Below are 13,421 nucleotides of genomic sequence, written 5' to 3'. Positions count from 1 at the left end.
TTCAATCTGAGCCAGGATCAAACTCTTCAGTTTAATCTCTGTTACTTTGCCGTTTTACCGGCACCGTCATTGCTGACGGGTCGCTCACTCAAAAAACTGACAGGCTACTTCCGAAGAAGTATCCTATTTCATTATTTCTTGTGAACATTTGATATTTTAAGTTAGACGCCAATCCGAAGATTGACGCTGCACTTACATCAAATGCCCACACTTATCGACTGTTAATTGTTAAAGAACTGTATTCGGTTACTGCTTTCGCGCTATCGACAAAGCGTTGTGTTTGTCAGCTGCGAAGAAGGAAGAGTATGAAGCATTTCGCTAAATCCGTCAACTCCTTCTTTTCCTCACCGCACTCGGCATTTGCATGCGTCGTTCAGCGAGGGGGCGAATTATAGCCCTGCCTCGCACACCCTGCAAGCGCTATTTTGCAGCTGGGCAAATATTGCTGTGTGATATCGTAGCGCCGACAATCCGCTGCTTCATCCATATAGATTCCCATGCCTATCCCACACATCTCTCCCACCGCCAATCCCACCCTGGCCAGCGCCCTCGAACACGCCATCAATAGCAAAACCAAGCCGCTGGGCAGCCTCGGCATGCTGGAAACCTTGGCGCGCCAGATCGGCCTGATCCAGCAAAGCACGCAACTGGCCTTGCACCAGCCCGCCATCATCGTTTTCGCGGCCGACCATGGCGTCGTTGCGGAAGGCATCTCCGCCTATCCGCAAAGCGTGACCTGGCAAATGGTGGAGAACTTCCTCGGCAATGGCGCCGCCATCAATGTCTTTGCCCGCCAGAGCGATTGCGCCCTCTATATAGTAGACGCCGGCGTGAACCACGATTTCGGCCCGCGCGACGGCTTGCTCGACCGCAAGCAGGGACTTGGCACCCGCAACTTTGCCAACGAGTCCGCCATGAGCGGGGAACAATGCCAGGCCGCCATGCAGGCAGGGATGGACCTGGTCGCCACCCTGGACGGCAATGTACTGGGCTTTGGCGAAATGGGCATCGGTAATACCACGGCCGCCGCCGCGCTGATGCACAAGCTGACCGGCACGCCCGTCGCCGATTGCGTGGGCGCCGGCACCGGCCTGTCGAAGGAAGGCATATTGCACAAGCAGCAGGTGATCGAGGCGGCCGTCGTCCATCATGCGGCAGTCACCGAGCCACTCGACGTGCTGGCCACCTTTGGCGGTTTCGAGATCGCCATGATGGCCGGCGCCATGCTCAAGGCGGCCGAACGGCGCATGACTCTGCTGATCGACGGCTTCATCGTCAGCAGCGCTTTGCTGGTGGTGGCCCGTTTGCAGCCAGCCATTCTCGATTACTGCGTGTTTTCGCACTGCTCCGATGAAAATGGCCACCGCCAGTTGCTGGAAAGCCTGGGAGCGCGTCCGCTACTGCACCTCGATTTGCGCCTCGGCGAAGGCACGGGTTCGGCGCTGGCCTTGCCGCTGCTGCACGCGGCCGTCAATTTCATGCGCGAGATGGCCACCTTCGCGTCGGCCCAGGTCAGCGAAAAATCCACGCCAGACTGACCATGGCCAATCCGGTTTCCGCCGCCATCCATCAATGCCGATTGTTCTTCATCGCGCTGCAGTTCTTCACGCGCCTGCCGATACCGCGCTGGGTGGGTTTCGAGCCAGCATGGCTGCAGCACGCTTCGCGCTACTTTCCATTGATCGGCGTGGTGGTAGCGGCCATCAGTGGCGCCGTATATCTGCTGGCCAGCTGGCTGCTGCCTTCGACGGTGGCCATGCTGCTGGCCGTCGCCGCCGGCATTTACCTGACGGGCGCCTTCCATGAAGACGGCTTCGCCGACATGTGCGACGGTTTCGGCGGCGGCCTGACGCGCGAGCGGGTGCTGGAAATCATGAAGGATTCGCGCATCGGCGCATATGGCGCCATCGGCATCATCTGCCTGCTGGCCATCAAGTGCGCAGCGCTGGCTGCGCTGCCGCCGGCCGTCATCGTGGCGGCATTGTTCATCGCCCATCCGCTCTCGCGCCTGGCCGCCGTCTCGCTGATCTGGCTCATGGACTATGCGCGCGACGAAGGCAAGGCCAAGCCGATGGCGCAGGAAATGGCCACGGGTGAATTCCTCATCGCCGCCGTCTGCGCCCTGCTGCCCGCCATCGCCTGCGGTGTACTGGGCATATTCGACTGGGCCGCGCTGGTCTTTGCCATCGTGGCGGCGGCAGCCGCCGCTTTCTGGCTGGGCCGCAAATGCCAGCGCCGCCTGCAAGGCTATACGGGCGACTGCCTCGGTGCCGTGCAGCAGGTAGCGGAAGTGGCAATCTACCTGGCCCTACTCTCCAGTTTTCAACCGCCAGTTCGCCTCTATTAGCAGCATGCGCCTGATCCTCATCCGCCACCCCACGCCGCAAGTGACCAGCGGCACCTGCTATGGCCGCAGCGACGTGGCGGTGGCGCCGCACGAAATGGCCGCAGTGCGCGCCAGGCTGCAAGCAACGCTGCCAGCCGGTGTGCCGCTCTATGCCAGTCCCCTGCGCCGCTGCGCCGGCCTGGCGGCGACATTGGCGCAGGACTTGCCTTCCAGCGCCCTGCACCTTGACGCGCGGCTGGCCGAAATGGATTTCGGCGCATGGGAAATGCAGCCCTGGCACGCGATAGCGCGCGCGGACATCGATGCCTGGGCGGCCGACCTGGCCTGGTACCGCCCTGGCGGCGGCGAAAACGTGCTGGCGATGGCCGCCCGCGTCGACGCGTTTTTAGGCGATCTGTTGCGCGAACAACACGAAACGGCCATCCTCATCTGCCATGCGGGCACCATCCGCCTGCTGTCGGCACTGCAAGCGCGGCTGCCATTGGAGGAAACGGCCCTGCTGGCCGCCCGTTCCGTCCATAAAATCGCCTACGGTGCGACGGTCGTCGTTGATTTCTGATATCGAATCGCCCGGCCGGCCATTTCAGTCGACGTCCACTGCACGTATAATGGCGGGGTTTTGGTGCCCGCGTTCATGTCCATGAGCGCAGTTAAACGGGAAACACGATGCCGCGCCTGCGGCGAACGTGTGCTGCCCCCGCAACGGTAAGCAAGTGTCGCCCCTCCCTACAGGAAGCGGGCGACAAGCTATCTCTGACAACCACTGTGCTTGCAATCATCGAGCATGGGAAGGTGGGATAGCCGCACTTGCCAGCCCGGATACCGGCCAGGACAGGTGGAAGTGTGCGAACGGGGATGTTCGCGATCCGAATGGTCCCTGTGGCCATCTTCGATCGTCATCTTCAGTTCCCACTTCTGTTCAATCTGGCCTACGGGGACGTCGGCTGGTTGCATATTACTTACTGAAAATTATCATGACCCATGCTGTTTCACGCCACGCGGCGCTCACGTCGCTCGCGCTAGCCATTGCCGCGCCTGCCGCTTTCGCCCAAGCGACACCAGACACCTTCGATCCCGTCGTCGTCACCGCCAGCCGCTACCCGCAACACCTGAGCGAAGTATTGAGCGATACGCAGACCATCAGCTCGGAAGACATCGCGCGTTCGGGCGCCGGCTCACTGATCGACCTGCTGCAAAAGCAGCGCGGCATTGAAGTGACGCGCAACGGCGGCGCGGGTACCTCGGCCAGCGTTTTCATCCGTGGCGCGAACAGCAACCAGAATATTGTGCTGGTTGATGGCGTGCGCATCGGCTCGTCCACCCTGGGCACGGCCAACTGGAGCGCCCTGCCCCTGTCGAGCATCGACCACGTTGAAATCGTCTACGGCCCGCTGAGCACCATGTATGGGGCCGACGCCATTGGCGGCGTAATCCAGATCTTCACCAAGAAAGGCGACGGCGCCACGCGCTTCTCCGCTTTCGCGGGTTACGGCAGCAACAACACGCGCCAGGCGGAAGCCAGCGTTGCCGGTTCGACGGGCGGCGCGAACAGCTTCAGCTACGCGCTGAGCGCCGGCAAGGAAAAATCGGATGGCTTCTCCGCATCGAAACTCGGCGCATCACCGGAATACACCTACAATCCGGACAAGGATGGCTACGACAAGGAAAGCATCAGCGGCCAGTTCGGCTACCAGATGGCCAAGGGCCATGAAGTCGGCCTGGTCCTGTTGAACAGCAAGCTGAAAGCCCAGTACGACGCGGGTCCTGGCTACGATGCGCGCAGCGACCAGAAGCTGGAAAACATCGCCGTCTTCACGAAGAACGAATTCCTGCCCAACTGGACCAGTGAACTGCGTTATGCGGAAGCGCGCGACAAGTCGGGGGACGACAGCAGCGCCGACTCGTGGGGCAAGAGCCAGATCGACACCAAGCAGACCGACATCACCTGGCAGAACGACATCCGCATCGGACGCGACAACCTGCAACTGCTGGCCAGCTACCGCGATGAAGACGTCACGTCGAGCAGCACGCCGGAAGTCACGGGCGCACGCCATACCAAGTCCTTCGCAGCGGCGTACAACATGGCGCGCGGCGCGCATCTGTTCAACATCAGCGGCCGCAGCGACGACAGCTCCGCGTTCGGCACGCACAATACAGGCAGCGTCGCCTACGGCTACCGCATCAGCAATGCGCTGCGCGCTAACGCCAGCTATGGCACCAGCTTCCGCGCTCCAACCTTCAATGAGCTGTACTACCCTGGCTATGGCCTGGCGTCGAACAAGCCGGAAACGGGCCGCAATGCGGAGGTAGGCTTGCACTACAACGACGGCGTATCGCAACTGAGCGCGACCTACTACCATAACAAGGTCACCGACCTGCTGCTCAATACCTCGCCTTGCCCGGACCCGCGTTTCACCGGTTACGGTTGTGCCTACAACGTCAACAAGGCGCTGCTGGAAGGTGTCACCCTGGCCGGCAGCCGCAAATTTGGCGCTTTCAATGTCAGCGGCAACATCGACCTGCAAGACCCGCGCGATGAAACCAAGGACAAGCAACTGGTACGCCGCGCCAAGCAGCACGCCAATTTTTCCGTCGACTACACGGTTGGCGCGCTGACGTCGGGCGCCGAGTGGCAGTTGTCGAGCAAACGCTACGACGATGCCGCCAACAAGAACGTCCTGGGCGGCTATGGTCTGGTCAATCTGTACGCCACCTACCAGTTCACGCGTGACTGGTCGGCGCTGGCGCGCTGGAACAATATCGCCAACAAGGACTACGAACTGGCCCGCTTCTACGCAACACCAGGCTCGAAAGTCTTCGTCGGTGTGCGCTACGGCATGAAATAAACACCTGGTAATGATGTAAGCTGCGGGCGATGGCGTTGCTGCCATTGCCCGCAGATGCAGTTCTGCAGTCCCCGTTTTTAAGGCAGTACATGCACCCATTTTTCCGCAATATGCGCCACCGCGCCACCGTGATCCTCACGGTGCTGATCGTGTGCGCGATTGCCAGCCTGATTTTCTCCGGCATGATCGGCTCGATCGCGATTCCGCTCGCCGACCTGCCTTCCGCCCTGTTCCATGTCGCTCAGGGCAAGACCGACACCCTCGCCGCCACCCTGCTCGACCTGCGCCTGGGCCGCGCCCTGACCGCCTTTGTCACCGGTGCGGCGCTGTCGCTGGCGGGCCTGATGATGCAGGCTCTCCTGCGCAATCCCCTGGCCGACCCGTATGTGCTGGGCATTTCCGCCGGCGCCTCCGTCGGAGCGCTGGCCGCGCTGCTGTTCATGTGCGCGCTGTGGGTGGTCGATGCGGCCGCCTTTGCCGGCGCCGTCGGCGTCTCCATGCTGCTGTACTTCTTTGCCCGGCGCGACCTGCGCGGCGGCACGGCGGCCGAAGGCGGCGCCTCGCTCTTGCTGCTGACGGGCGTGATCCTGGCCTCGGCCTGCATGGCCATCGTCACCCTGATGCTGTCCATCGCCCCGGAAAGCCGCTTGCGCAGCATGGTGTTCTGGATGATCGGCGACCTGTCCGGCGCGCCCGCGCGGCTGATGCCGTGGCTGGTCCTGGCCGGCGCCCTCGTCTTCGCCTTGCGCTGCGCGCGCTCGCTGAACGTCATGGCGCTGCACGCGGAAGCGGCCAGCACCCTGGGCGTGCGCGTGGGCGCCCTGCGCAAGGGACTGTTTTTCTGTTCCGGCCTGCTTACGGCCAGCGCCGTCACCAGCGCCGGCAGCGTGGGCTTCGTCGGCCTGATCGTGCCGCATGCGCTGCGCTTTGCCTGCGGCCCCGATCATCGCCTGCTGATACCGGCCGCCGCGCTGGCCGGCGGCACTTTCCTCGTACTGGCCGATACCTTGGCGCGCACCGTGCTGGCGCCATTGCAACTGCCCGTCGGCGTGGTCACGGCCATGATAGGCGCGCCCGTCTTCCTGTACCAATTGCACCGCTTGCGCAGGGGATGAAACAAGCATGATACGCACCTACCAACTGGGCCTGAAAGCAGGCACGCGCTCCCTCGTGGAAAACCTCACCTGGCAAATCAGGGAGGGGGAATGCTGGAGCGTCATCGGCCGCAATGGCGCGGGCAAGAGCACCTTGCTGCGCACCCTGGCCGGCTTGCGCGAACCGGATGCGGGGCACGTGACGATACAGGACCGCGCCCTGATCGACTGGCCATTGGAAGAGCTGGCGCGCGAACGGGCCTTCCTGGCGCAGGCGCGTCACGACGCGTTCTCGTACCGCGTGATCGAAACGGTGCTGTCGGCGCGCCATCCGTATCACGACAATCACTATTGGGAAGGCAGCGACGACCAGCGCATCGCCCTGGCGGCGCTGGCCTCGATGGAAGTGGAGCACCTGGCCGAGCGCGACGTGCGCAGCCTGTCCGGCGGCGAACGCCAGCGTGTGGCGATCGCCGCCATGCTGGCGCAGGATACGCCCTTGCTGCTGCTCGACGAACCAGCCAACGCGCTGGACCTGGCGCACCAGGTCAGCGTCATGGGCCTGCTGTCGAAACTGTGCCGCGAACAACATAAAACCGTGGTCATGGTGGGGCATGACCTGAACCTGGCGCACAGCATCTCGACCCACGCGTTGCTGCTGATGGGCGACGGCGGCTGGCTGGCCGGTCCCGTGGCCGACGTAATGCAGGCGTCCATTCTGGGCGACTACCTGGGCCACCCTATCGAGATCATCGAGCACGGCAAACGCAAGATATTCATACCAAAAGAGGATCAACAATGAGCGATAACAAACCTGCAGACGCGGAAACCGCCGCCATCAACGAGCGCCACCGCGTGCGCATGGAACGCAAGAAAGCCATCATCGACGCGGCCATCGCCAAGGCCGACAAGGAAATCGGCATCATCATCGTCAACACGGGCAATGGCAAGGGCAAGAGTTCTAGCGGCTTCGGCATGGCCATCCGCGCCATGGGTCACGGCATGAAAGTGGGCGTGGTACAGTTCATCAAGGGCGCCATGTCGACGGGCGAAGAGAAATTCCTGCGCCGCTTCCCCGACGAAATCAGTTTCCATGCGATGGGCGAAGGCTATACCTGGGAAACGCAGAACCGCGAACGCGACATCGAAAAAGCGGAACTGGCATGGGAGCAGGCGAAGACCTTCCTGGCCGACCCAAGCTACGGCCTGGTGCTGTTCGACGAACTCAATATCGCCCTCAAGTACAACTACCTCGACGTGCACAAGGTCATCGCCGACCTGCTCGAGCGCCCGGCCATGCAGCACGTGGTCATCACGGGCCGCGGCGCGCCGGACGAATTGATCGCGATCGCCGACACCGTCACCGAAATGGCCGTCGTCAAGCATGCGTATGCGGCCGGCATCGGCGCCCAAATCGGCACCGAGTGGTAACAGCGCCATGACGCGCACCCTGGTCTTCGGCGGCGCCCGTTCCGGCAAGAGCGCCCATGCGGAAAAGCTGGCCCGCGAGTCCGGCAAGGAAGTACTCTACATCGCCACCGCGCAGGCGGGCGATGGCGAAATGGCCACGCGCATCGCGCATCACCGTGCGCAGCGCCCGGCCGGGTGGGTGACTATCGAAGAACCGCTGCGCCTGGGTGACGCCATTCTGCGGGAAGCACGGCCCGGCCGGCTGCTGCTGGTCGACTGCCTGACCCTGTGGCTGACGAATTTGATGTTTTCCAGCGGCGAGACGTATCCCGACGTGGGCGACATCGCCCTGCCCGAGCTGTTCCACAGCGAACGCGCGCACCTGCTGTACGCGCTGGCCGAAATTGGCGAGACCGATTGCGACCTCGTTCTCGTCTCGAACGAAGTGGGCATGGGCATCGTGCCTTACGGCGCCATCTCGCGCTGCTTCACCGATGAAGCGGGCCGCTTGAACCAGGCCGTGGCGGCCGTGTGCGACAAGGCTGTTTTTGTCGCCGCCGGCCTGCCGCTATACCTGAAAGGCGGCCCATGCTGAGCGGCCTGTCGCTGCCCATGCTGGCCGCTTTGATGACGGCCGGCGTGCTGCTCGACATGCTGCTGGGAGAAACGCGCCGCTGGCATCCGCTGGTCGGCTTTGGCCGCCTCGCCGGCGCGCTCGATCACCTGCTGAACCGGGGCAGTCGGCGTTTGCTGCGCGGCGCGCTGGCGTGGACACTGGCCGTGCTGCCCATCAGCTATGCTTCCTGGTGGCTGTGCGGCCTGGCCGGTGCGGCACTCCACGTCTTCCTGCTCTATCTTTGTCTGGGCCTGCGCAGCCTGCGCGACCACAATCAACCGATTGCCGACGCCCTGGCCATTGATGACCTGGACAGGGCGCGCCTGCTGACGGCGCGCATCGTCAGCCGCGACACGGCCAATGCCGACGCGGCCAGCCTGGCCAAGGCCAGCACGGAATCCTTGCTGGAAAACGGCAACGACGCCGTCTTCGGCACCCTGTTCTGGTTTGCCGTGGCGGGCGGCCCCGGCGCCGTGCTGTTCCGCCTGGCCAATACCCTCGACGCCATGTGGGGCTACCGCAACGAACGCTACGACTGGTTCGGCTGCTGCGCCGCGCGCATCGACGACATCCTCAATTACCTGCCAGCGCGCCTGACGGCCCTGTCCTATGTCTTGCTGGGTAAAACCATGGCGGACAAGCAGCGCGCCTGGCACTGCTGGCGCACGCAGGCGCCCAACTGGGGCAGCCCGAACGCCGGGCCAGTCATGGCCAGCGGCGCCGGCGCCCTGGGCCTGGCCTTGGGCGGCGACGCCATCTATGACGGCGAGCTGGAACGCCGCCCGCCACTGGGCAGCGGCCGTCCCGCCGAAGCGCGTGACATCGACCGCGCCTGGCGCCTGGTGGCGGAAACGGCCGTGCTGTGGCTGATCTGGGTGGCGCTGCTGGCGGGCCTGTTCTACCTGAAGGGGAAATACCTTGCTTGAACATGGTGGCAATCTGCGCGACGCCGCGCACGAATATGGACGGCCCATCGCCGACTGGATCGACCTGTCGACCGGCATCAACCCGCACTGGTATGCAGCGCCAGCACCCGACGCCAACGCCTGGCACCGTCTGCCGGAAGCCGATCCCGCGCTGGCCGCTGCCGCCTGCGCCTACTATGACGCGCCGGACATGCTGCCCGTGGCGGGCACGCAAGCCGCCATTCAGGCCCTGCCCCGGCTGCGCGCAGCGTCGCGCGTGGTGGTGGCCGCGCCCTCGTATGCGGAACACGCGCACCACTGGAGCCAGCATGGCCACCATTTGCGGCAAGTGCCGTATGCGCAGCTGGCCGATGCGGTGGATAGCTGCGAGGTGCTGGTCGTCTGCAATCCGAACAACCCCACGGGTGAGCGCATCGCACCCGCCCTGCTGCTGGCATGGGCGGGCAAGCTGGCCGCGCGCGGCGGCTGGCTGGTCGTCGATGAAGCGTTTGGCGACACGGAAGCGCACGCCAGTCTCGGTCCGCACACAGGCCAGCCGGGCCTGATCGTGCTGCGCTCGGTTGGCAAATTCTTTGGCCTGGCGGGACTGCGCCTGGGCTTTGTCGCCGCCCATCCCGCGCTGCTGGCACAACTGGCCGACATGCTGGGTCCGTGGGCGGTCAGCGGCCCGGCGCAGCAGGTGGCACTGGTCGCGCTTACCGATGCACACTGGCAGGACGCGATGCGCGAACGCCTGCGCGGCGAAGGCGCCCGCTTGCACCAGCTGTTGGCCGCGCACGGCATCGCCAGCAGCGGCACGGCGCTGTTTCAATGGTGGCCGGAAGCACGCGCCGAAGCGTTCTGGCGCCACATGGCGAAATCGGGCATTTGGGTGCGCCTGTTCCGCCACGCCGCCCACGGCATCCGCCTGGGCCTGCCCCCCGACGAACACGCCTGGCTGCGCCTGCAGCAGGCCCTCACCGCATGGAAAAGCACATGAAAACCCTGAACATATCGCTGCTGCTGGCCGGACTGGTCTCGCTGCAAACGCACGCCGCCATCACCGTGCGCGACGACGACGGCAATGTCGTCACCGTGAAAAAACCGGCGCAGCGCATCCTGGCGCTGGCGCCGCACGTGACGGAACTGCTGTTCGCGGCCGGCGGCGGCGACAGGATCGCCGGCGTCGTCAGCTACAGCGACTACCCGGAAGCGGCAAAAAAAATTCCGCAGGTGGGCGACAACCGCCAGTACGACATGGAGCGCATCATCGCCATGAAGCCGGACCTGATCGTCGTGTGGATGCATGGCAGCGCCGAGCGCCAGATCGCCATGCTGCGCCAGCTGAAGGTGCCCATCTATCACAGCGAACCGCGCAAGCTGGCCGATATCCCCGACAGCATGGAGCGCCTGGGCCAGCTGATGGGCACGGAGAAAACGGCCAAACCTGCGGCCGCCCAGCTGCGCGCCAAGCTGGCCAGCTTGACGGCGCAATACGCGCGGCGCCCGCCCGTGCGCGTGTTTTACCAAGTGTGGGACAAACCTTTATATACCCTGAGCGGCGCGAGCATCATCAGCGATTCCATGCGCGTATGCGGCGGCCAGAATGTGTTCGCCGCGATGAAGGTGGTGGCGCCCGTCGTCACGCCGGAAGGCGTGCTGCAGGAAGACCCGGAAGTCATCTTCGGCACCAGCGAAAAAAGCGATCCGCGCAGCGAAGGCGGCCTGGCCATGTGGCGCGCCTTTCCGTCGATGACGGCCGTGCGCAAAAATAACCTGTTCCGCCTCAATGGCGACCTGCTGAACCGCGCCGGCCCGCGCATGATCGAAGGCACGGCCGACATGTGCGAACAGCTGGAAGTGGCGCGCCAGCGCCGCACCGCTCCCGCAGCCAAGGCGGCGCAATGAGTCACTACCAGCGCATTGCCTGCTTGTCGACGGAAGCCGTGGAGACGCTGTACGCGCTGGGCGCCGAAGACACGATCGCCGGCATATCCGGCTTTACCGTGCGCCCTCCCCGCGCGCGCGAGGAAAAGACCAAGATCAGCGGATTTTCATCCACGAACCTGGAACGCATCCTGGCAGTGAAACCCGATCTCGTGATCGGCTTTTGCGACATGCAGGCAGACATTTGCCGCGACCTCGTCAAGGCCGGCATCGAAGTGCACCAGTTCAACCAGCGCACAGTGGACGGCATCCTGCGCATGATCGCCGTGCTGGCCGCGCTGGTGCAGCGCGAGGCAGCAGGCCAGGCATTGATCGCCAGCCTGCGCGCGGACATCGCCGCAGCAAAGGCGCGCGCCGCCACCTGGACGCGCAAGCCCGTGATCTACTTTGAAGAGTGGAACGATCCCCTGATGAGCGGCATCGGCTGGGCGGCGGAATTGATCGGGATCGCCGGCGGCACTGACGCCTTCCCGGAATTGTCCGTGCATCCAGGCGCAAAGGAACGCATCATCGCCGATCCCTTGAGCGTGGTGGCGCGCGCGCCCGACATCATCGTCGCCAGCTGGTGCGGCAAGAAGTTCCAGCCGGCGCAACTGGCGGCACGCCGGGGCTGGGATGCGATTCCCGCCGTACGCAATGACATGCTGTTCGAGATCAAGTCGCCCGACATCCTATCGCCCGGTCCGGCGGCGATTACCGAAGGGCTGCGCCAGATCAGCGACATCATCGCGCAGTGGCAGGAACAGCAAACATGAAGAGTCCCTTCCCCGCCCTGATGGTGCAGGGCACGACGTCCGACGCGGGCAAGAGCACCATCGTCGCGGCCCTGTGCCGCATCTTGAAACGCCGTGGCGTGACGGTAGCGCCATTCAAGCCGCAAAACATGGCCCTGAATAGCGCCGTGACGAGCGACGGCGGCGAGATCGGCCGCGCGCAAGCCCTGCAGGCGCTCGCTTGCGGCATCGCGCCGCACACGGACATGAACCCGGTGCTCTTGAAACCTTCGTCGAACACGGGCGCGCAAGTGATCATCCACGGCAAGGTGCGCGCCGACATGGATGCGCGCGACTACCAGCAATATAAAACCATCGCCATGGGCGCCGTGCTGGAATCGTACGCGCGCTTGCGCCAGCAGTACGACGCCGTCGTCGTCGAAGGCGCGGGCAGCCCGGCCGAAGTCAACCTGCGCGCGCGCGACATCGCCAACATGGGCTTTGCGGAAGCCGTCGACTGCCCCGTGATTCTGGTGGCCGACATCGACCGTGGCGGCGTCTTCGCCCACATCATCGGCACCCTGGCCTGTTTGTCCGACAGCGAACGGGCGCGCATCATCGGCTTCGTCATCAACCGCTTCCGTGGCGACATTTCACTGCTCACGCCCGGCATCGAGTGGCTCGAACAGCAAACGGGCAAACCCGTGCTGGCCGTGCTGCCGTATCTGCAAGGCCTGTTCCTCGACGCGGAGGACGCCGTCGAAGCGATGCAGGCCGAACGGGGCGCTTTCAAGGTGGTGGTGCCGCAACTGCCGCGCATCAGCAACCACACGGATGTCGACGCGCTGCGCGCCCACCCCGAGGTTGACCTGCAATTCGTCCAGCAGGGACAGCCGATTCCGGCGGCCGACCTGGTGATCCTGCCCGGCAGCAAGAACACGCGCGGCGACCTGGCCTGGCTGCGGCAACAAGGCTGGCCCGACTATCTGGCGAAACACCTGCGCTATGGCGGCAAGGTGCTGGGCATCTGCGGCGGCTTCCAGATGCTGGGACAAAGCGTGCGCGATCCGCTGGGCGTGGAAGGCGCGGCGGGCGAGTCAGAGGCACTGGGACTGCTCGACATGGTGACGGAACTGACAAGCGAAAAACGCCTGGAACAGGTGAGCGGCCGTTGCGCGTTTGCCGGCGCGGCCGATGCACGCGTGGCAGGCTATGAAATCCACATGGGCATCTCGCATGGCGCGGCGCTGGCGCAGCCGGCCTTTGTCATCGATGGACGGCCGGAAGGCGCCGTGTCGGGCGACGGGCAAATCCTCGGCAGCTATTTGCACGGCATGTTCGACACGCCAGCCGCGTGTGCGGCGCTGCTGCGCTGGGCGGGGCTGGACTCCAGCCACACGGTGGACACCGCCGCCCTGCGCGAGGCCAGCCTGGATCGCATCGCCGACGCGGCGATGCCATTGATGGATGCGCTGGAGCGGCTGCCACGCTGATGGTGGTGTCGGCTTATGCCGTACCGGCTAAGCCGACCTACTCACACAGG

Annotated in this window: 13 protein-coding genes and 1 riboswitch; all 13 genes read left to right on the top strand. The window is 64.4% G+C overall.

The features are described from left to right. Positions 1 to 497 precede the first annotated feature (497 nt). Entirely contained in the window at positions 498 to 1,538 is a 1,041-nt protein-coding gene (gene cobT, locus BLU39_RS22700) for a nicotinate-nucleotide--dimethylbenzimidazole phosphoribosyltransferase (RefSeq protein WP_092717180.1), read from the top strand. Positions 1,539 to 1,540: 2 nt separating this feature from the next. Next, complete coding sequence (locus tag BLU39_RS22695) at positions 1,541 to 2,347, top strand: adenosylcobinamide-GDP ribazoletransferase (protein WP_092717177.1); 807 nt, start codon at positions 1,541 to 1,543, stop codon at positions 2,345 to 2,347. 4 nt (positions 2,348 to 2,351) lie between these two features. Further along, the gene (locus BLU39_RS22690) at positions 2,352 to 2,906 is read left to right on the top strand and encodes a histidine phosphatase family protein (RefSeq protein ID WP_092717172.1); all 555 of its coding nucleotides are present in this window, start codon (positions 2,352 to 2,354) and stop codon (positions 2,904 to 2,906) included. A 44-nt stretch (positions 2,907 to 2,950) separates the two neighbouring features. Then, positions 2,951 to 3,193, top strand: a riboswitch (cobalamin riboswitch). 128 nt (positions 3,194 to 3,321) lie between these two features. After that, positions 3,322 to 5,193, top strand: coding sequence for a TonB-dependent receptor domain-containing protein (locus BLU39_RS22685; protein WP_092717169.1), 1,872 nt, complete (start codon positions 3,322 to 3,324; stop codon positions 5,191 to 5,193). Positions 5,194 to 5,282: 89 nt separating this feature from the next. Continuing rightward, positions 5,283 to 6,308: a FecCD family ABC transporter permease gene (locus BLU39_RS22680; RefSeq protein WP_092717166.1), complete on the top strand. Its 1,026-nt coding sequence runs from the start codon at positions 5,283 to 5,285 to the stop codon at positions 6,306 to 6,308. 7 nt (positions 6,309 to 6,315) lie between these two features. Continuing rightward, entirely contained in the window at positions 6,316 to 7,089 is a 774-nt protein-coding gene (locus tag BLU39_RS22675) for an ABC transporter ATP-binding protein (protein ID WP_092717163.1), read from the top strand. Continuing rightward, entirely contained in the window at positions 7,086 to 7,718 is a 633-nt protein-coding gene (cobO, locus tag BLU39_RS22670; RefSeq protein ID WP_092717160.1) for a cob(I)yrinic acid a,c-diamide adenosyltransferase, read from the top strand. The genes BLU39_RS22675 and cobO overlap by 4 nt, the downstream gene beginning before the upstream one ends. 7 nt (positions 7,719 to 7,725) lie before the next feature. After that, positions 7,726 to 8,292, top strand: a complete 567-nt coding sequence (gene cobU / locus BLU39_RS22665) for a bifunctional adenosylcobinamide kinase/adenosylcobinamide-phosphate guanylyltransferase (RefSeq protein WP_092717157.1) — start codon at positions 7,726 to 7,728, stop codon at positions 8,290 to 8,292. Beyond that, the gene (gene cbiB / locus BLU39_RS22660) at positions 8,286 to 9,239 is read left to right on the top strand and encodes an adenosylcobinamide-phosphate synthase CbiB (protein ID WP_092717154.1); all 954 of its coding nucleotides are present in this window, start codon (positions 8,286 to 8,288) and stop codon (positions 9,237 to 9,239) included. The genes cobU and cbiB overlap by 7 nt, the downstream gene beginning before the upstream one ends. After that, entirely contained in the window at positions 9,232 to 10,218 is a 987-nt protein-coding gene (cobD, locus tag BLU39_RS22655; RefSeq protein ID WP_092717152.1) for a threonine-phosphate decarboxylase CobD, read from the top strand. Before cbiB ends, cobD begins: the two co-directional genes overlap by 8 nt. Next, entirely contained in the window at positions 10,215 to 11,126 is a 912-nt protein-coding gene (locus BLU39_RS22650; protein WP_092717148.1) for a cobalamin-binding protein, read from the top strand. Before cobD ends, BLU39_RS22650 begins: the two co-directional genes overlap by 4 nt. Beyond that, a complete protein-coding gene (locus BLU39_RS22645; RefSeq protein ID WP_092717145.1) occupies positions 11,123 to 11,920 on the top strand; it encodes an ABC transporter substrate-binding protein in 798 nt (265 codons plus the stop codon). Before BLU39_RS22650 ends, BLU39_RS22645 begins: the two co-directional genes overlap by 4 nt. Next, on the top strand, positions 11,917 to 13,371 hold the full coding sequence (locus BLU39_RS22640) for a cobyric acid synthase (RefSeq protein WP_092717142.1): 1,455 nt from the start codon (positions 11,917 to 11,919) through the stop codon (positions 13,369 to 13,371). The genes BLU39_RS22645 and BLU39_RS22640 overlap by 4 nt, the downstream gene beginning before the upstream one ends. Positions 13,372 to 13,421: the final 50 nt, after the last annotated feature.

The organism is Janthinobacterium sp. OK676 (genome assembly GCF_900103595.1).
Taxonomy (GTDB): domain Bacteria; phylum Pseudomonadota; class Gammaproteobacteria; order Burkholderiales; family Burkholderiaceae_D; genus Janthinobacterium.
Note: the sequence above shows the minus strand (reverse complement) of the source record. Positions and strands in the feature narration are given on the sequence as shown.